Source organism: Pseudoalteromonas sp. T1lg122, assembly GCF_002964825.1.
Lineage (GTDB): Bacteria > Pseudomonadota > Gammaproteobacteria > Enterobacterales > Alteromonadaceae > Pseudoalteromonas > Pseudoalteromonas gelatinilytica.
Genome location: NZ_PQCG01000025.1, coordinates 1 through 20,901, shown reverse-complemented (window position 1 = coordinate 20,901; position 20,901 = coordinate 1). Strand labels below are relative to the sequence as shown.

20 protein-coding genes, 2 rRNA genes and 1 other annotated feature are annotated in these 20,901 nt (G+C 42.5%); of the genes, 5 read left to right on the top strand and 17 right to left on the bottom strand.

Annotation, left to right across the window (positions count from 1 at the left end):
* Position 1 precedes the first annotated feature (1 nt).
* Together C2M33_RS10740 and ccoG are read right to left on the bottom strand one after the other, a co-directional pair.
* The gene (locus C2M33_RS10740) at positions 2-976 is read right to left on the bottom strand and encodes a serine/threonine protein kinase (RefSeq protein WP_105174431.1); all 975 of its coding nucleotides are present in this window, start codon (positions 974-976) and stop codon (positions 2-4) included.
* Between the two features lie 65 nt (positions 977-1,041).
* Positions 1,042-2,472 (bottom strand): cytochrome c oxidase accessory protein CcoG, encoded by a 1,431-nt coding sequence (gene ccoG, locus C2M33_RS10735; RefSeq protein ID WP_105174430.1) that lies wholly within the window; start codon positions 2,470-2,472, stop codon positions 1,042-1,044.
* A 278-nt stretch (positions 2,473-2,750) separates the two neighbouring features.
* On the opposite strand from ccoG, the gene C2M33_RS10730 reads away from it, so the two are divergent.
* Together C2M33_RS10730 and C2M33_RS10725 are read left to right on the top strand one after the other, a co-directional pair.
* Positions 2,751-3,110, top strand: coding sequence for a hypothetical protein (locus C2M33_RS10730; RefSeq protein ID WP_054564062.1), 360 nt, complete (start codon positions 2,751-2,753; stop codon positions 3,108-3,110).
* Positions 3,110-3,313 (top strand): hypothetical protein, encoded by a 204-nt coding sequence (locus C2M33_RS10725; RefSeq protein WP_105174429.1) that lies wholly within the window; start codon positions 3,110-3,112, stop codon positions 3,311-3,313. Before C2M33_RS10730 ends, C2M33_RS10725 begins: the two co-directional genes overlap by 1 nt.
* On the opposite strand, the gene C2M33_RS10720 is transcribed toward C2M33_RS10725, so the two are convergent.
* From C2M33_RS10720 to gspC, 13 genes are all read right to left on the bottom strand, one after another.
* Positions 3,310-3,924 carry a UPF0149 family protein gene (locus C2M33_RS10720; RefSeq protein ID WP_105174428.1) on the bottom strand — a complete coding sequence of 205 codons (615 nt, stop codon included), beginning with the start codon at positions 3,922-3,924 and terminating at the stop codon, positions 3,310-3,312. The genes C2M33_RS10725 and C2M33_RS10720 overlap by 4 nt on opposite strands.
* 19 nt (positions 3,925-3,943) lie before the next feature.
* Positions 3,944-4,702, bottom strand: coding sequence for a type II secretion system protein N (locus C2M33_RS10715; protein ID WP_105174427.1), 759 nt, complete (start codon positions 4,700-4,702; stop codon positions 3,944-3,946).
* A 3-nt stretch (positions 4,703-4,705) separates the two neighbouring features.
* Entirely contained in the window at positions 4,706-5,179 is a 474-nt protein-coding gene (gene gspM / locus C2M33_RS10710) for a type II secretion system protein GspM (protein ID WP_063701918.1), read from the bottom strand.
* On the bottom strand, positions 5,176-6,387 hold the full coding sequence (gene gspL / locus C2M33_RS10705; protein WP_063701916.1) for a type II secretion system protein GspL: 1,212 nt from the start codon (positions 6,385-6,387) through the stop codon (positions 5,176-5,178). Before gspL ends, gspM begins: the two co-directional genes overlap by 4 nt.
* Entirely contained in the window at positions 6,384-7,379 is a 996-nt protein-coding gene (gene gspK / locus C2M33_RS10700; protein WP_063701913.1) for a type II secretion system minor pseudopilin GspK, read from the bottom strand. The genes gspL and gspK overlap by 4 nt, the downstream gene beginning before the upstream one ends.
* A complete protein-coding gene (gspJ, locus tag C2M33_RS10695; RefSeq protein ID WP_063701911.1) occupies positions 7,376-8,026 on the bottom strand; it encodes a type II secretion system minor pseudopilin GspJ in 651 nt (216 codons plus the stop codon). The genes gspK and gspJ overlap by 4 nt, the downstream gene beginning before the upstream one ends.
* Positions 8,026-8,400, bottom strand: a complete 375-nt coding sequence (gspI, locus tag C2M33_RS10690) for a type II secretion system minor pseudopilin GspI (RefSeq protein WP_054554845.1) — start codon at positions 8,398-8,400, stop codon at positions 8,026-8,028. Before gspI ends, gspJ begins: the two co-directional genes overlap by 1 nt.
* Positions 8,400-8,999, bottom strand: coding sequence for a prepilin-type N-terminal cleavage/methylation domain-containing protein (locus tag C2M33_RS10685; RefSeq protein WP_063701909.1), 600 nt, complete (start codon positions 8,997-8,999; stop codon positions 8,400-8,402). The genes gspI and C2M33_RS10685 overlap by 1 nt, the downstream gene beginning before the upstream one ends.
* Positions 9,000-9,054: 55 nt before the next feature.
* The gene (gene gspG, locus C2M33_RS10680) at positions 9,055-9,474 is read right to left on the bottom strand and encodes a type II secretion system major pseudopilin GspG (protein WP_063701906.1); all 420 of its coding nucleotides are present in this window, start codon (positions 9,472-9,474) and stop codon (positions 9,055-9,057) included.
* A gap of 78 nt (positions 9,475-9,552) precedes the next feature.
* On the bottom strand, positions 9,553-10,788 hold the full coding sequence (gene gspF / locus C2M33_RS10675; RefSeq protein WP_063701904.1) for a type II secretion system inner membrane protein GspF: 1,236 nt from the start codon (positions 10,786-10,788) through the stop codon (positions 9,553-9,555).
* 2 nt (positions 10,789-10,790) lie between these two features.
* The gene (gene gspE, locus C2M33_RS10670) at positions 10,791-12,356 is read right to left on the bottom strand and encodes a type II secretion system ATPase GspE (protein WP_063701902.1); all 1,566 of its coding nucleotides are present in this window, start codon (positions 12,354-12,356) and stop codon (positions 10,791-10,793) included.
* On the bottom strand, positions 12,349-14,412 hold the full coding sequence (gspD, locus tag C2M33_RS10665) for a type II secretion system secretin GspD (RefSeq protein WP_063701900.1): 2,064 nt from the start codon (positions 14,410-14,412) through the stop codon (positions 12,349-12,351). Before gspD ends, gspE begins: the two co-directional genes overlap by 8 nt.
* Positions 14,413-14,434: 22 nt before the next feature.
* Positions 14,435-15,376: a type II secretion system protein GspC gene (gene gspC / locus C2M33_RS10660; RefSeq protein ID WP_063701898.1), complete on the bottom strand. Its 942-nt coding sequence runs from the start codon at positions 15,374-15,376 to the stop codon at positions 14,435-14,437.
* A 206-nt stretch (positions 15,377-15,582) separates the two neighbouring features.
* Between gspC and hslR the strand changes: the two genes are divergently transcribed.
* The 3 genes from hslR to C2M33_RS10645 all read left to right on the top strand — a co-directional run bounded on the left by hslR (position 15,583) and on the right by C2M33_RS10645 (position 18,679).
* The gene (gene hslR, locus C2M33_RS10655; RefSeq protein ID WP_105174426.1) at positions 15,583-16,005 is read left to right on the top strand and encodes a ribosome-associated heat shock protein Hsp15; all 423 of its coding nucleotides are present in this window, start codon (positions 15,583-15,585) and stop codon (positions 16,003-16,005) included.
* Positions 16,006-16,017: 12 nt separating this feature from the next.
* Entirely contained in the window at positions 16,018-16,863 is an 846-nt protein-coding gene (hslO, locus tag C2M33_RS10650; RefSeq protein ID WP_063701894.1) for an Hsp33 family molecular chaperone HslO, read from the top strand.
* Positions 16,864-17,140: 277 nt separating this feature from the next.
* The gene (locus C2M33_RS10645; protein WP_105174425.1) at positions 17,141-18,679 is read left to right on the top strand and encodes a phosphoenolpyruvate carboxykinase; all 1,539 of its coding nucleotides are present in this window, start codon (positions 17,141-17,143) and stop codon (positions 18,677-18,679) included.
* 951 nt (positions 18,680-19,630) lie between these two features.
* Here the strand turns inward: C2M33_RS10645 and rrf (C2M33_RS10640) are convergent.
* Together rrf (C2M33_RS10640) and rrf (C2M33_RS10635) are read right to left on the bottom strand one after the other, a co-directional pair.
* Positions 19,631-19,745: ribosomal RNA gene (gene rrf, locus C2M33_RS10640) — 5S ribosomal RNA — on the bottom strand.
* A 125-nt stretch (positions 19,746-19,870) separates the two neighbouring features.
* Positions 19,871-20,901, bottom strand: a sequence feature (mutual gap in cmsearch alignment for this rRNA model is longer than 100).
* Positions 20,777-20,891: ribosomal RNA gene (rrf, locus tag C2M33_RS10635) — 5S ribosomal RNA — on the bottom strand. Its footprint overlaps the feature before it by 115 nt.

The following is a 20,901-nucleotide window of genomic DNA, read 5'->3' as shown; positions in this document are numbered from 1 at the left end:
TTTATGGTAATAATTTTAATGGCGCTTCCTGTAACGCTGCAAGCTGTTCTTTTAGCGCTAGTATTTGCTGCTCCCAGTATTTGTCTTCAGCAAACCATGAAAAGTTCCGTGGGAACGCAGGATCATCCCATCTTTTTGCCAACCACCCCATGTAATGCACCATTCGCATCGCTCTGAGTGGTTCAATCAACTTTAATTGGCTGTGATCAAAGTCGCAAAATTCTTCATAAGCAGCCACTAAGGTGTCTAACTGTAACAGTTGGTTGCTACGATCGCCACTGAGCATCATCCAAAGATCTTGAATAGCAGGCCCTTGTCGGCTGTCATCTAAATCAACAAACATTAATGCATCACCAGACCACAATATATTACCGGCATGGCAATCGCCGTGCAGGCGGATGGTTTCAACATTTTTATATTGCGCGGTGGTTTCTTTTATCACCAAATCTAAGATGGTATAAAACGCAGTTTCTAAAGCCATTGGCACCAAGTTACTTGCTTGTAACTGAACTTTAGCTGTCTGCAGATATTCTTCGCAGCTGATCACAGGCCTATGTTCAAATGGCTTTGCTTTTGCAACTTGATGCATTCGCCCAATTAAACGACCAAGTACATCGAGTTGATCTAAATTATCGACCTCAAAAATGCGCCCTCCCACACTTGGGAATAACGCAAACAAATAACCATCATGCTCAAACAAGCTTTGCCCTTCGATAATTACAGGCGCAACAACCGGCACTTCAGCTTCAGCAAGTTCAAATGCAAAGGCATGCTCTTCTAATATTTGTGCTTTGCTCCAGCGCTCTGGTCGGTAAAACTTAACAACATAACGATGGCCATCTTCTGCTTTAAATTGATATACACGGTTCTCGTAGCTATTTAAGGCCAGCAGTCCCGATTCAGCATAAACACCGATACTTTCAACTGCATCTAAAATTGAATCGGGTGTGAGGTCAACAAAACTAAATTTACTCATAATGTCTCATCATATAAAAAAAGCGGGAAAATCCCGCTTTTTATTCATTTGCTCAGTGTACTTAATTATCGCGCCTTAAAGAAGTTACTCGGCTGCGAAATCTGCACATCTGGCTCACCATCGACAGAAAGTACAAACTCAAACTTCGTCATTGGCTTTTTCAAATCATAAGGGTCAACCACTAATGACAATGGCACATTATAAGATTCACCAGAAGGTACGGTGAATGTCTGCTTACCAATGTATTCAAAGTTATCGAGTCCTTCAACACGAATATTAAAGGTCTGATCATGTTGCGCTTTGTTGATAACTTTTAATGTATAGGTATTTTCAACCATGCCATTAAAGTCAACACGGTATAACTGGTTACGGTCACGGATGATATCTAAGTCCATCGGTTTGCGCATCGTAATATTTGCCACCAGCGCACCCGTTAACACCACTAAGATAACTAGATAGCCAATTAACTTAGGACGCAGTGCATGTGTTTTGTTGTCTGGCGTTTCTAAATTACGTTCTGTGGTGTAGGAAATAAGTCCACGCGGGTAATTCATTTTATCCATCACCCCATCACATGCATCAATACATGCACCACAGTTAATGCACTCGTATTGTAAACCGTTACGAATATCGATCCCCGTTGGGCACACCTGCACACATAAGTTACAATCTATACAATCACCTAAACCCATTTCTTTTGGATCTTGCTTGCGTGAACGTGGACCACGGTTTTCACCACGCGCTTCGTCATAGCTCACGGTAAAGGTATCTTTATCGAACATCGCTGATTGAAAGCGAGAATAAGGACAAATGTGTAAACACATAATCTCGCGCATCCAACCCGCATTACCATACGTACATACTGCAAATACGGCTAAACAAATATACGAATAGGCTGTTGCATCAAGCGTAAACAGATCAGGCAAAAGCTGGCGGATAGGCGTGAAATAACCAACAAAAGTAAATGCGGTATAAAGTGAAAATAACCACCAACTACCGTGTTTAGCACTTTTACGCCAAAACTTATCAAAATCCATCGGGCGTTGGTCTAGTTTCTTACGCTGATTTGCGCTGCCCTCAAACTTTTCTTCAAACCAAATAAAAATGAAAGTCCAAACGGTTTGCGGACAGGTATAACCACACCAGACCCGACCATAGAAGGTCGTCACCAAGAACAATGCAAACGCCGCCAACATTAAAATGAAAGCAAGGATAGTCAGATCTTGTGGCCAAAGCGTTAAACCAAAAATGTTAAACTTTTGCCCTACCAAATCAAACAATACAGCTTGTTGGCCGTGGAAGTTAATCCAAGGTAGTAACATAAATGCAAGCATGCCGACAAAACCAATTCGCTGTCTTAGCAATTGGTGTAAACCTGTTACAGCTCTAACATAAATACGGTTACGTGGATTAAATCTATCATCGAGGGAAGCGTTTTCCGGTTTTTGGATTTTTACTTCCGTCGGGATATTTTTAACCTTAATCTGTTTATCCATTAAAATTCCTCAACGCCACTAGGAAATAATACTCAAACATATGTTTGCAGTAAGAGGTTCTCTGTGCCAATAAGCAAATCAGAATACATCTCATTACGTTCAAAGATTTCTGAAACTTTAAACCTATAAAAGCATTATACTCAATCTATAAAAAATTTCAGGAATTGATCGAAAATACGACGTTTTAATTATTTAATCTTATCTGCTTGCTTTTAAAACGACCATTTTATTAAACTTGCACCTATACCGTATTTATTTAGATCAAAGATTATTGTGCTATGAAAAAATTTCTTATTTTAGTGCTTATTATTTTAGCACTTTTCACGATTGATCATCCTTTGATCAAAGAGCCAAGAGAAAGGTTACTAGGAGAAGGTGTCAGCCTTATTTCAGATGCCAGTAAAGTCAACCGAAGTCCTGCGGCAAATATGGCTAAGAATAATATTAAGTCACAACTGAATTTATCTAATTCAGAGCTTGAGTATATTGAAGAGACATTTACCACAGACGATAAACTACAAGTTTTTCACTTACACTACTGCCGTGAAAAAGATATTAACTTGTATTTTTATGGTGAACGCTTAAACCGTGTATGTAGTATCGTCTCGAATGCGCTTGAAGAAAGGTTAAACAAGTAATGGACTTTTCTGCTTTAAACAAAAAAACCAGCGACTCGTTTGCCAAACAACGCAATATGCTAAAAAAGCTGGGCAAAGGGCAAACCTTATACTGCGAAGTATGCAAAGGCGCCCTCACCTTAGATTTGAAAACTGATCAGCCAGGTAAAGGCGTTGTCCGCTGTGCCAAAGGTTGCACAGACATTCTGTTAGAGCTGGGTTAGTTCCAGCCCTCGTCATTATATAGTTGGCTATTTACAGCAACGACTTCAATAAGCTCAGCAAAGCCAGCGGCAAACGCATTCATCACTTCATACTGCTGCTGGCATAGTTGCCCTTCAGATAAACCATTATCAGCTGCTAGGGCTGCAATTTCACTCGTTTCAAGGGTAAAAAAGCCTAAGCTTTGCAGTGCACTAGCCAAGGCTTCTTTAAGCTCATCAGCTAACTGTGGCGCGCTTAATAGCTTGTTAACGTAGCCTTGCGCACCGTGCATAAAACCTTGGCTCCAATGCTGGCACTCTTGAACATCTAGGTATTGTTGCCCCTGTGAGCTCAGCTGTAGGCTCACAGGTAATGCAAAACCTGTTTCAAATACTTGCTCACTGATCTGCTGATACAGGGCCATAAATGCAAACAGCACTTGCTCGTCCATTTGCCCATCAGAACCAGGCGCAACCTCTTCTAACCATTGATGTACATCAAGCGGCTCAGGTGCACAAATCACGGCAAACAAGTAGCCTTGCGTTTGTGCCAAGCTAAGTGCGTACTGATGCTGCGCTAAAAACTGACTGAGAAGCTCGCTTTGCTGCTTTGAAAACTCAGGTAATTGCATACTGTTCGACTAATCCAATTTAAAAGTTAAGCGGATAACGACCTTCGTTATCAGGGCGACCAAGGAACTTCGCAGCATCGTGCACTTCTTTTGGTAAGCTTGCTTCAGGTTTAATGTAACCTGCCACTTTAAAGTCAAAGTTCGCTTTTAATACTGCGTCAGCTTCAAGCCCTAAACGGTTTTCTGGGTCAACAAGTACTGCTACATCACCCGATTTACAGCTTAAACGGCCACTAAGAGGGCCTATGCTAAACCAACCGTTCATGCCTTTCACATCAATGTTCGGGCTCGCGATTTCGCCGCTGAGGCTTTCACAATAAGGCTCACCTGAACTGTATTCGTCTAAATCAACAATCACACGACCCTGTGCGCTAATCGGCAAAGGAAGTTTTAAACGCTCCATGGCACGCTCAACAGTTAAGCGTAACGTGGTCTTTTTCACGGTGATGGCTTGGTTAAATAAACCATATGAAAAATCAGCATGACCCGAAATATCCGCTTTATCACGAGGATCACCAAAGCGTACCGTCCCTATCAATTTGCCTGTAAATAGTGACCAGCCAGATAACTGCCAACGCACATTATTTAATTGCTCACCATCAAAACGTACCTGCATAATGCGGCCGTCCCAAAGCGTGCCACTGGCTTTACCTAATTGTAATTGCTTTGGTAAATGCGGCTTCGCTAAATCAAGTGCAACGGCAGCGGGTGTTTTTACAATCGTAAACACCAAAAAACACATCACAAACACTGTGATTAATAAAATAACTCTTTTCATCGTTTACTTCTCTAGTACCAAACGACTTACACGCACAAAGCCTGATTTGTCATCTTTACTTAAATCTAAATTTTCGATTAGTACGCCATGCGAATTAACCAATTCATCAAGCCATTCAACAAGATTATTAAACTCAACAGTATCAATGGTTAAACGAAGTGAATTGTCATTCGGCTGCATTTTACTAATGCTAATTTGATAACGATTACGGGTGCTATTAACGATTTGGCTTAAGCTACGGTTGTTCGTATTACGTGCGTTACCGCTCGCTTTAAGTTTAATAATACTTTCGTCAACCCAGGCTAGCAGCTCTTGTTGTTTTATTGTGTCTTGTTCTGCTTTTTCGATAGCTGCGTTAAGTGGACGGAAGACCCCCATAACCAGCACGAAAATAACGAACACAACACCTGCAACCATCACAAGTTGCTGCTCTTGTTCTTTTAATGAGCGCCAATAATTGATCAATTGGTTTTTCATGCCGCACCTCGTAACTTAATTTCACCAACGACATAATCACCATCATTGTTCAGCGAGCCTTGATCAACGGTTAAGCCACGCTGTTCTAAAATTGCTTTTACTTTACTGAATGACTGGAAATCTTTGCCTCGTGCACGAATACGTAACTCGTTACGACCTTGGTCATAACGCAGCGTTTCCGGTGTGAAGTCTTTAACTTCACTAAAAATTGAGACCAGATCATTAGTTAAATCCAAGAAACCCGCTGTACTGCCACCTTCTAATAAAGCAAGCTCACTACGAATTTGACTACGGATAAGCTGCGGACGTACTTTTTTGTCAGGAAACGCACGCTGATAATTTGCAACCACTTCGGCTTTTGCCGCTTCAAGCTGGCTATTTAACTTATAAAGCTCTAGCGACTTAACACCGACACTGCATACTAATGCCACACCTGCTGCAATTGCGGCTTTTTGCCAATAGCCCCACCAAATTGCTGACTTTTTCTTAAGCTGATAAACACCTTGGCGAAGGTTGAATTTCACCTCAGGTAGTTGTTTGGCAAATAAGGCTAATGGTAAATCGTATTGATCCGTCTGAGCAGTTAGCTCAACCGTATCAGGAAAACCCGTTGCAGGACTAAAGTGTGCCACACGAGGATTGCCCAATGCTGTTAAGTAACCAGCAAGCCAATTTGTTTCCACAGCAGCAATATGCCAATTACCATGCTTACACAACCATTGACCATTCAGCTCAATAGCGCGTAATTGAGTGTTGTCCTCAACATCAGGTAACAATAAAGCATCCGGCAGAACTTTGTAGACTTCAATACCATGCTCATTAAATTCAGCTAGCCATTGCTCGAACCATTCACGGTCGGTCATCGCGATATTAATCGCATGCTTCTCATCAATGAGTGTTGGCTCTGCAATCGCTATGAATAAATCATCAACATCACACGCTATTTCTTCTTCTAGCATGTAAGGAAGTGCTTGCTCTAGCTTGCGACTCCACTTTGTTGGCAAAGCGACTGTTTTTAGTTGTACTTGATCACTTGGTAATAACGCGACTACTTCCCGTGATTGCGCTTTTTCTGTGAGCTCACCAAGTTGTGATGCATTGGCGATTTCGCCGCTGGCAATTATTTCTTGTTCTGTTGGTGAGTAAATTAGCCAATTAAGGCTGTCTTTTAATGTTTGACCCGTACGGATCAACAATATTTCTGTCACTGTACGCCTCCAAATTTTCGCGCCAGTATCGTTACTGTACCATTAGTGGCATGGAGTAAGGTGGTCATCGAAAAACGCAGCTCTGCAAATTCAGCCTGCGTTTGTAGTTTAAAATATTCACTGTTGATACTGAATAGGTCTTCAACGGCTTTCACATTTTGTGCGCCTTGTTGATTAACCTCTTCAAAAAATGCTTCTAAATCATCATAACCATCTTGAGGACGTGATGATAATACCGCTTCAGCACCTGAAAGACTCAAACCATCTATCAGCGAGCTTAATATAATTGCGCTTTCTACAGGCAATGTATTTACGTTTATTTGTAGCAATTCACTACCTGGAATAACACACACAAATGGTAAGATTTTTTCCATTACAAGTGGGTTAAAGCCTTTTACTAAACGAAGCTCTGAAGTTGAGGCAAAATAACTATTTGCGGTCATGTATGGGTATTTTCGTGATAAGTACTCATCTTCTTCCGCACCTGAGCGATAGGTAATACTATCAGCGTCTAACCAATCAAACACGCTATCGGCCATGGCTTCTTCTGATTCATCAGTTGGTAAATTCTCAATGTTTTCTAATAACGCCAACAATGCCTTATGTGCTGGATTCGTTTTATTATTAGGATCCGTTTGTTGATCGGGCTTTACATGCAGGGCATTTAAGTTCAAACATGCCTGTAAGTCAGTGATTGTGCCACTCAAGGTACCATTATCTACTGGATAAGGCACGCCACCCTGCTGTGCCCAAATTTGCCCAAGGTGGGTTTTATCCGGATCATCTTTTTTTGTTTGTTTTAGCGCTTTAATAGCCAACTCTTCAGCAGCAAACGCATACCATTTTGCCTGCTGATGATTTTGAATGTTACTACTACGCTGCACTTGCACCATTAAATTAGCGCTCATTTCAACAGCGAGCATAGCCGCAAGCGCTACAATAAATAGTACAATAACAAGCGCAGCACCTTTAGAACGTTTAGTAGCAATCATGGCGTGCCACCCGTTCCATTATTGCCATTATTTACTTGGGCAGTTACTTTGCCTTCACCTGGCACTAAAAACACGCGACGAATTGGCTCTTGCTCCATTTTTTGAATGGTGACTGCCACTGCTTTTGGCAGCGCCTTAATTTGCCACTGTTCTTGCCACTCATCTTTATCATCTAAGAATTCAAATTTTAGATCTTCGATGTTTTCTAAAATAACTTGTGAGCGCGGCTCCATGTTATCTAATTGGTCAACATAGACACGGTAAACACGTTCAAGTTTGTCATCTATAACGCGATAACCAACCGCTTGCAGTTCAGAACGCGGCAGTAAATTGATTGGGTTAACCCAACCATCACGTACAAAACCAATACCATCGTACTGACTATCAAGAACATAGCGCCCAGCCAAGATATACGTTTCTTGAAAATCACCGGCTTCGTTACGCACCTGGCGTTTAGTCATTTGACTAAAGTCTTGATCCATTAATCGAAACAAGGTTTGTAAACCATTCAACTCAGCAATCGTTTCATCTGAGGCATCTTTCGCTTTAGTCGTCGAATCTAGAATTTGATGGGTCGATAGCACCACAAAGGCTAAAATACCCATGGCGATAATGACTTCAAGTAAGGTAAAACCGCGTTGCTTCACTACTTATCACCTTTATTTAAATAAGTAGAAAGCTCATATACTGGGTACTCAAGCTTTTCATCAGCGAACACGTTGATGGTTACCTTTACAAAGGTTTTATCAGCAGTAGGAACCACATCCTGACGCCAATACCATTCAAAGCCAGCGAGTGTTTCAGTACCTTTAACACCGCTTTTACCTGTCCATTTATCGCCTTTGGCACGTTGTTCAACCATCACGTTTTCAGCGACCCAAGAGGCATAAGTTTGTTCTTCAATCGACGAAAGATGATTGATGTGCTCACCAGTTGCTTGCATCGCTGCAATACCCGCCATCGCACAAATAGCCAATGCAACCATCACTTCGAGTAAGGTAAAACCTGCTGACTTATTCATTATTCAGGCTCCATTCGAAACTTTACCGGAGCCATAAATTCGCCCTCGATAAAATACTGCGGTTCACGCTCATCTTTAAGCTCGTAAACCAATTGAAATGCACTGACTTCGCCAGAAGATAAAATAAGTACTTGCGGTATTTTGAGCTTTTGTAGCTCAAGTAGGCTGTCTTCGTCACCACCGCTCATTAACTCTCGCCAGTTTGACTGCTCTAGCAAGTTATCTTGTGCCCAGGCTAAATCATCAAGGTTAAGAGTAAGCTTAAAGCGCTCATCAACCTTAATCGGGGCAAACAGTTTTTCACGGTCAAACGTAACCCACTTATCACCGTCAAAAACTAAAAATTCAAAGGTATCTTGGTCAAGATGAAAACCCAGCTCAACCTGATTTAAAATCGCAAACTCAGACGCCATATTAATTGTGGTATGTAATCTGAGCGCTTGTTTTTCTAGCTCTTCTTCTGCACCACCATCAAAGCTATAGGCAACCATTTTGGTGACAAAACCAATCACCACGAGCACCATTAAAATTTCGATGAGGCTAAACCCTTTCGCGTGCTTAGCACGGCCAGCTAAACGCAAACGACCAAGGCTTACCATAATAGTAAGCCTTGCTGTGTATAAGCTTTGTTCAGTTGGCTGAATTTAGGCATTATTACTTTTCTTCATCCCAATTACCGATGTCATCATCAGTACCTGCTTCACCATCAGGACCCATTGAGAAAATATCGATTTTGCCTACTTCTCCCGGGCTGATCAGCTGATAAGGGTTACCCCATGGATCTTCTGGTAACTTCTCAAGGAAACCACCGTCAGGGAAACGCTTTGGAATCGGCTCAATGCTCGTTTTAGTTACTAACGCTTCTAAGCCTTGCTCTGTGGTTGGATACGCTTTGTTTTTAAGCTTGTATAGGCTTAACGCATCTTCAATCTGTTGAATATCTAAATGTGCTTTATCGATTGCAGCTTCTTCTTGCTGACCCATGATATTTGGCGCCACAATTGACATGATCATACCGATGATAACCAGTACTACCATGACTTCTAGTAATGAGAAACCTGACTGTTTGTTCACAAAAATACCTCTAACTTTCTTCAAAAATTTATTATAGAGCGGCAGTGTTAGCTGCTAATTGCTCTAGTGTTCCCTAATTTAAAGACCTACAGCCTTATTCATTGCCATAATCGGCTGGAGTATTGCCATAACAATAAACAATACAATTACCGCCATTGAAGCAATCATCGCGGGCTCTAATAGTTTCAGAGACACGTTTACCATGCTCTCAAACTCACGATCTTGGTTATTAGCCGCACGCTCAAGCATCTGCTCAAGTTCACCTGATTTTTCACCACTGGCTATCATATGTAGCATCATAGGTGGGAAAAGTTTGGTTTGCTGAAGTGCAGCACGAAGACTCGCCCCTTCACTTACGCGCGTTGCCGCATCTTGCACCGACTTTTTCATTTTCTCGTTAACCAGTACACCACCTGAAATACGCATCCCTTCAAGTAGCGGCACTGAGCTTGACGATAAAATACTTAAAGTACGCGCAAAACGTGCCGTATTAACACCCCGTGCAACCTTACCAATACCCGGTAAATGAAGCACTTTTTCGTCATACCAGTAACGAATATGCGGCTGCTTAAGCGCTTGCTTAATGGCCACTGCTAACACGGTTATAATGACTAAACTTATAAACCAGTAATTTTGTACAAAATTACTCGCAGCCATTACCCATTCGGTGGTCCATGGTAATACTTGTTTCGACTTTTCGAAGGTCTTCAAGATTTTTGGTACCACGGTACCTAATAATACCGACACAATCGCAATAGCAAACACCACAAGAATGGTCGGATACACCATCGCCTGTGTGATTTGACTGCGCATGTGCTGACGTTGTTCCGTATAATCTGCTAAACGATTTAAAACTTGGTCTAGGTGACCCGATTTTTCACCGGCTGCCACCATGGCACGATACAAATCATCAAATACATGCGGAAACTCGCTCATACCATCCGCTAAGGTATAACCTTCGACAACCTTTGAACGTACAGCCATCAGCATACGCTTTAAACGTGGCTTTTCGCACTGCTCGGCCACCGCCATGACAGCCCCTTCAACCGGCAAAGCTGACTGGATCAACGTTGCTAGTTGGCGGGTGATCAACGCCAAATCAGAAGTCGAAATTTTTGGCTTGAAGAAGCTTCCAAATAAAGAGCTCTTCGCCCCTTTTGTTTGCTTTTCGCCTTCAGCCGCAGCGACAACTTCTAAAGGCATGAGACCTTGATCGCGCAATGTTTGGCGTATTTGCTTTACCGTATCGGCTTCAAGAATGCCTTTTTTCTCTTTACCTTTACCATCAAGGGCACGGTACTCAAATGCTGCCATGATTAACCTTCCTCACGTGTTACACGCAAGACTTCTTCTAAGGTTGTGCGACCTGCTAAGACACGATTACAGCCATCTTGGCGAATACTCGGGCTGTGTTTGCGAATGTATTTCTCAACACTTTGCTCGCCTTTACCGTTGTGGATCATTTCGCGAATTGTTTCATCCACAACGAGTAACTCATGAATACCTGTTCGACCGCGATAACCATTGAAGTTACACTCTTCACAACCAACTGCACGATAAATTGTTGGCGGCTCAGCAGGGTTTACACCCAGTAGCTGGCACTCACGCTCATCAGCAACGTGGCCTTCTTTACAGCTATTACATAATGTACGCACTAGACGTTGTGACAATACACCTAATAACGACGATGAAAGCAAGAAAGGCTCTACGCCCATGTCTTCCATACGCGTAATAGCACCGGCCGCTGTATTCGTATGCAGTGTCGACATAACCAAGTGACCAGTTAATGACGCTTGCACACCAATTTGCGCTGTTTCAAGGTCACGGATCTCACCAACCATTACGACGTCAGGGTCTTGACGAAGAATGGCACGTAAGCCTCGGGCAAAGGTCATATCAACTTTGGTATTTACCTGGGTTTGACCAATACCTGGGATCTCGTACTCGATTGGATCTTCAACGGTAAGAATATTGCGATCCCGAGAGTTGATTTGGCTCATACCCGCATACAAGGTGGTACTTTTACCTGAACCCGTAGGGCCGGTTACTAGGATAATACCGTGCGGCTTACTGATTAAATCAGCGAACAATTCACGGTTACGTTCCGTCATACCTAAATCTTCAAGATTCAGGCGTGCGTTGTTCTTATCAAGTAGACGCAATACAACTCGCTCACCAAAGCTTGATGGCATCGTCGATACACGCACATCAACAGCACGGCCAGCAATACGTAAACTAATACGGCCATCCTGCGGGATACGTTTTTCAGCAATATCTAGCTTTGCCATAACCTTAATACGCGACACTAACAATGAAGCGAGTTTACGGTTAGGCTTTAGTACTTCTTTTAGTACGCCATCAACCCTAAAACGAATTACCAGCTCTTGCTCAAAGGTTTCGATATGAATATCTGAAGCACCTTCTTTAATTGCTTCGCTCAGCATCGCGTTGATCAGTTTAATGATTGGCGCATCGTCATCACCAGCAAGGAGATCTTCTGTTTGCGGTAATTCATCTGCAAGCGAGAATAAATCAACTTCGTTGCCGATATCTTCCATCATTTGCTGTGTTTCAGAGCTATCTCGCTGGTATGAGGCTTCAAGTAATAGCTCAAACTTATCGTCAGGCAATTGCTCTAACGCAAATCCATGACCTGCGATACGACGCACCTCTAGTAAAGCATCAACGTCTAACTCACCTCGGTAGTATACAGTCCAGTTATCTTGATCTTTACCTAACAGCACACCGGTACGACGCGCGTACGAAAACGGCAAACGCTTAGTCGGCAAGCTAACAAGATCATCACTTGTTAGCAGCTCATCATGATTTGCTGGCGCGTCGGATGCTAGCTCGTCATTGATTTCTGTAATTGCATTAGTCATCGTTGCGCTCATTCGCGTTTTGTTGTTTCAGGTATTCTTCGTAAGTTGGCGGTAATACCAAGGCGTCATTCCATTCAGGAAGGATTGGTGCATCCGTCAACGGCATTAAATCAATACCATCTTCTTTTTGTTTGTGTTGTTCACCACGAATAAAGTTATATTTCGAGTGGCTTAATTTATTCATGCTAATGCCATCGCGCACAATGGTAGGACGAATAAAGACAATCAGGTTACGTTTACGCTTACTAGTGCTGGTTGAACGGAATAAATGACCAAGTATCGGAATATCACCTAACAATGGCACTTTAGAGACACTTTCTTGCACGTCTTCATCAATCAAGCCGCCTAGTACAACCATGCCACCATCATCAGCCATAACCGTAGTTTTAATTGCACGTTTATTAACTGAAATATCAACCGCTGTAGCACCACTTACGCTTGAAACTTCTTGCTCAATCGTTAATTGAACTGCTGAGCCATCATTAATTTGTGGTGTTACTTTTAGCTTCACACCGACTTCTTGACGTTCAACAGTTTGGAATGGATTAGCGTTATTTGAGCCTGTTTGCGAGCCTGTGATAATCGGTACTTCTTGACCAACAATCATTGATGCTTCTTCGTTATCCATGGTCGTTACAGACGGGGTAGCAAGAATATTAGAGTTAGTATCGGTTGAAACAGCTTGGATAATTGCTCCCCAGTCGTTTTTAACAATGCCCATGGCTAGACCGTTAATACCGCCTAGCAGTGAAGCAAGTCCCGTTAAGTCACCTTCTGATGTTTCTTCATATTCGGTAGCAACGCCGGTTTCAGAACCAATGACCGTCTTAGTAATAGTTTCATCACGCGCTTGTTCTGCTGCAACAGCTAACGAACCAACAGGCACTGTTGTACCGTTGTTAAACTGCATCATCCCGCCTTGCTCTGAAATCCACTGCAAGCCTAAGTTGATACCGTCAGCTTCTAATACCTCAACGATAATAGCTTCAACGAGTACTTGCGCACGACGAACATCAAGACGCTCAATAACTTGCTCAAGCGAGCGCATGGTATCTGGTTGTGCAGTAATAACGAGCGAGTTTGAATCAGGATGTGCTTCGATACTGGTTTCGCCTTTACTACGCGTACGTGTTTTAGTCGCGCCACCTTGTGCATCTTCTGCCAGAGTTTTACTTACGCCCTGTAGTACTTTTACAAGGTCTTCTGCTTTTGCATAGTTAAGGTAGATAACCTTAGTGTTACCTTGGTTTTCTAATTCACCGTCTAAGCGACTGATCAATTCAACAGCACGAGTACGCGCTTGCGCTTCACCACTGACAATAACACTGTTAGTACGGCCATCTGCGACTACTTTAGGAATTAAAAACTCAGGAATGCTGCCCTTGCCACTATCTTTGTAGATGTTCTCAACAACAGACACCACATCATCCGCTGTGGCAAATTTAAGCTTTACGATATCAACACGCTTGTCACCAGCTTGGTCAACCGAGCGAATAATCTCGACTAAGCGGTTAACTGAAGCAGCATGACCCGTTAACATCATTACGTTAGCAGCATTAAAGTTGGCAACATGACCACCATCTTTTTGATCGCTAAATTGACGTACTAATGGACCTAGCTCTTGTACACTTACGTTTTTAACACGTACAACACGTGTCACCATCATATCGCCACTGGCTTGATTATCTTCGGTGATCAGTGGCACGTTTGATTTTTTCGCATCTGCACTTTTTTCGATTTTAAGAATACCGTTATCCATTTCAACAGCTGAATAACCATAAACCTCAAGTACATTTAAAAAGAACTGATAATAAAGCTTCTCATCCATTAACTCGTAGCTGCGCACGTTTACTTTGCCGCGCACATTCGGGTCAATTATCACGGTTTTATTTAAATTTTTACCAACGATATTAATAAACTCATTAATATCAGTGCCTTTAAAGTTAGCCGCATATTCAACAGCAGATACTGAAAGCGATAATCCTGTTAATAAAAAAAGCGCTGCATATTTAGCTAACCCTTTTTTGATTTTTGTGAGGTGTAGCGCGTGAACCATTCTATAAAAACTCCAAAGCTAGTTATTGCAGGCTAAATTGAACATCAATTTGCTCACCATCGCGTTCGATAGTGATACTTGCGTCAGTACTATTACGTAATTCGTTGATTGCTGACATTGCCTGTTTCAAATCATTTAATTGATAGCCATTAATCGCAATAGCTAAATCATTATTCATTAATCCCATCTGCTTAAATAAAGCAGGATCTTTACCTGGACTTAAGCGATACCCTACTAACTCACCATCAACCATCGCTTGAGAGACGCGAATATAGTCAAATAATTTACCGGGATCGTCTAATACTTCCTCACGTGTTTCGATAAGCGCTTCTTTTACTTCTTCATCTTCAGTCGCATTAATTTCATTATTCTCATCAAGCTGCGGGCCTTCAGTTAACTCTGACTCTTCACGCTCTGCCAACACAGGCATAGAAACTGTTTTTGTAAAATCGAGACCATCAAGCATTAAGGTTTCAAAACGCCCACTAACATCTAAAATCACTCGGTCGGGCAGTACTTGAGCAAGCTTGGCACGTGTTCCAGAAATAGCATCATCCACCACATACGTCTCTTGCTTACCTTGTGACTCAATAATTGCAAGACCCGCTTGGTCATTTTGGCTTACCGCAACAATACCCGTTAGGTTAATACTTAAACGTGTTTCAGGGGCGTTGTTAATGACTTGATTTTGTTTTGCGGCAGGTTTTTTAGTTTCGACAACAACTTTGCCGAATAAATTTTGTTCGATAATTTGTCGAGAGCTGACAGCCTCAGCGCGTTTAGCCGAGGTATTAACACCCGCTGTAGGCAACGCTTTTGATTCGGGTTCAGGCCACACCAGCCAGAACAACTTAGATGACAAAAAGGCAATATAAACAACAACTAACAGCACTACAAATGCACTTAGCTTGGCATGAGGTAAGCCGTTTAAAAACTGTTTAACTTGTTGTAAGTGTTGATCCATAAACTCTATTTCTTATTTTAATTTACTGCTTGATAGCTGGCCTATAGTACCTTTTCATTTTTCATTCAACAAGCGCACGTATATTAAACTTTGTAAACAAGGTAAATTCGACGAACAGGGGCTGCAAGGAATTATTATGACTGTTTCTTTGTGATTAAGTTTCATGGTAAATTTTGCCTATATATAAGCAGCTTTAAAAGAGCACAATTGTGTCAAAAGGTAACACTAATAAGTCGCAAGACAAACAAGACGAATTAAGCGTGCGCCTTGATAAATGGTTATGGGCTGCACGCTTTTATAAAACCCGTTCAATAGCACGAGACATGGTGCAAGGCGGCAAAGTACATTATAATGGTCAACGTACCAAACCCAGCAAAATAGTCGAACTGGGTGCAGTGGTAAAACTGCTACAAGGGGTCGACGAAAAGGTGGTGACAATTGAAAAGATCCTTGAAAAACGTCAAGGCGCCCCCATTGCACAAACCTTATACCAAGAAACTCAAGCAAGTATTGAGAAACGCGAAGCAAATGCTATCGCCCGTAAGAACAACAGCTTCTTTGCTCCACACCCTGATCGTAAACCAGATAAAAAGCAAAGACGTGAACTGTTAAAAATGAAATCAAGTTAGGTAATGCAACTCATGCAACAAGATTTACTTCATCGTTATATATTTGATCAGCTCGATGTACGTGGTGAACTCGTACAAATTGAAAATACTTATCAAGAGATGATCGCAAACCATAATTACCCAGCACCTGTGCAAACCCTATTAGGTGAATTGCTTGTTGCTACTTGCTTATTAACGGCCACATTAAAGTTTGAAGGGGAAATCGCTGTTCAACTACAAGGCGATGGCCCTGTTAAATATGCGGTAATTAATGGTGACGATAAACAAAACATGCGAGGCATCGCGCGTCTACAAGGTGAAGTAACAGGAAGCTCAATAAAAGACTTAATTGGTAATGGCTATATGGTTATTACAATTACGCCAACTAAAGGTGAACGATACCAAGGTATTGTACCGTTAGAGCACGATAGCTTAGATAAATGCCTTGAAAACTATTTTGAGCAATCGGAACAGTTAAAAACCCGTCTTTGGTTTGCAACAGAAGTAACAGCAGACACAGCAAAAGCAGCTGGCTTATTCTTACAAGTATTACCGGTGAATAAAGAAAAGTCGGTAGAAGACTTCACTCATCTAGAAGCGATTAGCAACACAATTAAAGATGAAGAGTTACTAGGTTTAGATGCAAACACTGTGCTAACTCGACTGTACCATGAAGATAACCCTCAGTTATTCGAACCACAGTCTATTAGTTTCCGCTGTGGCTGTAGCCGAGACAAAACAATTGCTGCGTTAGTAAATGTTGGTCAAGACGAATTACTAGCTGATGTACAAGCAAATGGTGAAGTAAAAATTAGCTGTCATTATTGCTTAAAAGATTACATTTTCAATGAGCAAGATATTAAAGCCATATTTAACTAATACACCATAATAAATATTATTATATTAAAAGCCGCCATCAGTGCGGCTTTTTTATTAAAAAAAATTTCAAAACTAATGATACCGGTGTCATGAAAATGCGTCATTTTATGACACCGGTATCATTGAAATTATTCATGTTTTTTGCCAAATATATGCCTTTTTAAGCCCTTCAGACACTCGAATATCCCTAATCCTTCTGTTACTATTATTTTAGCAAAAGGGAAAACTAAGAACCCCAGAGCTATCCCGTTCAATCTCTCACAATTTAGGTATAAACATGACTGCAAACGCTACTAGTTTTGTTGATCTTACAGCAGCTGAACTTGTCGAACACGCTATTCGTCGTGGCGAAGGGACTCTAGCCGCTAATGGTGCTTTTGTTGCTAAAACCGGTGTACGTACTGGCCGCTCTCCAAAAGATCGTTTTATTGTTCAAGAGCCAAGCACTGAAAACGAAATCCAATGGGGCAACGTAAACCGCCCATTCGATGCAGACAAGTTTGATGCGTTATGGGCACGTGTTGAAGATCACGTGAAAAGCAACGACCACTTCATCTCTCACCTAGAAGTTGGCGCTGATCCTGAGCACTATTTACCAGTTGTAGTAACGACAGAAACTGCATGGCACCATATTTTTGCCAAAAACATGTTTATCGAACCACAAACATACAATACTGCGGACTTCCCAGAATGGCAGGTAATGAACGTACCGTCATTTGTATGTGACCCAGAGCGTGATGGCACTAACAGTGACGGCACTGTAATCATCAACTTCGCACAACGCAAAGTACTACTAGCTGGTATGCGCTACGCTGGCGAAATGAAGAAATCAATGTTCTCTGTGCAAAACTTCCTACTTCCTGCAAAAGGTGTGTTACCAATGCACTGCTCTGCAAACGTAGGTGAAGCAGGCGATACAGCATTATTCTTCGGTCTATCTGGTACAGGTAAAACAACATTATCTGCAGACCCGACTCGTTTCCTTATCGGTGATGACGAGCACGGTTGGGCACCAGGTAGCGTATTTAACATCGAAGGTGGTTGTTATGCTAAATGTATCGATCTTTCGCAAAAGAACGAACCAGTTATTTGGAATGCAATTCGCTTCGGTACAATCTTAGAAAACGTGGTACTTGACGAAAACCGTGTACCAGATTTCCATGATACAAGCCTTACACAAAATAGCCGCGCAGCTTACCCGCTAGAGCACGTTGAAAAACGTAAAGTAGAAAACCGTGCTGGCGAGCCAAAAGCCGTTGTATTCTTAACATGCGACGTGAGCGGTGTATTACCTCCAGTTTCAGTATTAACTGAAGAAGCAGCTGCATACCACTTCTTAAGCGGTTACACGGCGAAAGTAGGTTCAACTGAAATCGGTTCAACAAGCGACATCGAGTCTACATTCTCAACATGTTTCGGTGCTCCGTTCTTCCCACGTCCTGCTGGCGTTTACGCAGAGCTTCTAATGAAGCGTGTACGTGAATTTGGCGCTAAAGTATACCTAGTGAACACAGGTTGGACAGGTGGCCCTTACGGTACTGGTCAACGTTTCGATATCCCAACAACACGTGCTGTTGTTGACGCAATCGTATCAGGTAAACTTGCTGATGTTGAAACGCAACACATCGACGTTCTAAACTTAGATGTACCAGTGGCAGTTCCTGGTGTAGACAGCCAACTTCTTAACCCAATCAACACATGGGAAGATAAAGAGAAGTACGCAGAATACGCAAACAAACTAGCCTCTGACTTCACTGAAAACTTCGCTAAATACGATGTTTCAGAAGCAATCAAATCAGCAGGTCCAAAAGCTTAATACCAAGCTTACCTTAAGATTAAAAAACGCCAGCTATATGCTGGCGTTTTTGTTTTTGGGGTATAAGTTAGAAAGAGTAAAGTTAGCGAGGGGAAAGTTGAAAGAGTAAAGTTTAAGGTCTGGCGTAGGTTGGGTAGAGCGAAGCGAAACCCAACACAAAGCTTTCAGCCGTCAGCGATCAGCCGCGCGGTGTGGGTGTTTGGTACTGCGTCTTCATCTACAGAAGGTTCTAGGCTCTAGGCTCTAGGCTCTAGGCTCTAGGCTCTAGGCTCTAGGCTCTAGGCTCTAGGCTCTAGGCTCTAGGCTCTAGGCTCTAGGCTCTAGGCAAAGTTTACTTGTAGGAATGGCTTTAGCCATGAATATATTTTTTGGTCTAGATTCGGCACTGAAGTGCCTCCTACGGGGTTTTGTTGCTGAGGGTGACTCAGTTATCTAACAACCCGGTAGATCAACTAACATCTATTATCTGACTTCTCTTGTCTATTTGGCACTGAAGTCCCCTACGGAGTTTGTTGCTGAGGGTGACTCTGTACTAAACAAACCAACAGTTCAACTTTACCTTTGCTAACTTGTAACTCGCTAACTATTTAGCCATGAATGTGTTTGTTATGGTCTAGATTCGGCACTGAAGTGCCTCCTACAGGGGTTTGTTGCTGAGGGTGACTCTGTACTAAACAACCCCACAGCTCAACTGACCTCTAATATCTGACGTCTGATGTCTCTTGTCTATTCGGCACTGAAGTGCCTTCTACGGGGTTTGTTGCTGAGGGTGACTCTGTACTGAACAACCCCACAGTTCAACTTTACCCTTGCTAACTAGCAACTCGCTAACTCGTTGGGTTTCGCTGCGCTCTACCCAACCTACCTGAAGAATGAATAGGGCACGTTGTATGGATAGCTCCAGACGCAAAAAAGCCCGACTCTTTCGAATCGGGCTTTCTCTTATTTGGAGCCTGGCGATGACCTACTTTCACATAGCAGCTGCTACACTATCATCGGCGCTGTTTCGTTTCACTACTGAGTTCGGCATGGGGTCAGGTGGGTCCAAAACGCTATTGTCACCAAGCAAATTTGGTTTTAATTCGCTCTTTTGAGCAAATTAATAAATCTGGAATTCTGATATCAAGTAAATGTCTACTTTAGTAACTTAACTTCTGTCGTTACGCTGTCATAAAACGCGTTTGGCGTTGTATGGTTAAGCCTCACGGGTAATTAGTACAGGTTAGCTTAATGGCTCACACCACTTCCACATCCTGCCTATCAACGTTGTAGTCTTCAACGGCCCTTCAGAGACTTTAAAAGTCTAGTGAGAACTCATCTCGAGGCCTGCTTCGCGCTTAGATGCTTTCAGCGCTTATCAGTTCCGAACGTAGCTACCGGGCAATGCCATTGGCATGACAACCCGAACACCAGCGGTTCGTTCACTCCGGTCCTCTCGTACTAGGAGCAACCCCTCTCAATTCTCAAACGCCCACGGCAGATAGGGACCGAACTGTCATTATCTGACTTCTCTTGTCTATTTGGCACTGAAGTCCCCTACGGAGTTTGTTGCTGAGGGTGACTCTGTACTAAACAAACCAACAGTTCAACTTTACCTTTGCTAACTTGTAACTCGCTAACTATTTAGCCATGAATGTGTTTGTTATGGTCTAGATTCGGCACTGAAGTGCCTCCTACAGGGGTTTGTTGCTGAGGGAGTCTCTGAACTAAACAACACCGCACTTCAACTGACATCTAATATCTGACGTTTGAGATACGTATTACGTAGGGATGGCTTTAGCCATGAATTTGTTTGTTATGGTCTAGATTCGGCACTGAAGTGCCTCCTACGGGGGTTGTTGCTGAGGGTGACTCTGTACTAAACACCACACAGTTCAACTGACATCTGAGATACGTATCACGTAGGAATGGCTTTAGCCATGAGTGTGTTTGTTAAGGTCTAGATTCGGCACTGAAGTGCCTCCTACGGGGGTTGTTGCTGAGGGAGTCTCTGTACAGGACAACCCCACATTTCAACTGACGTCTGACGGCTGAAAGCTGACAGCTTCAAACACAAAAAAGCCCGACTCTTTCGAATCGGGCTTTCTCTTATTTGGAGCCTGGCGATGACCTACTTTCACATAGCAGCTGCTACACTATCATCGGCGCTGTTTCGTTTCACTACTGAGTTCGGCATGGGGTCAGGTGGGTCCAAAACGCTATTGTCACCAAGCAAATTTGGT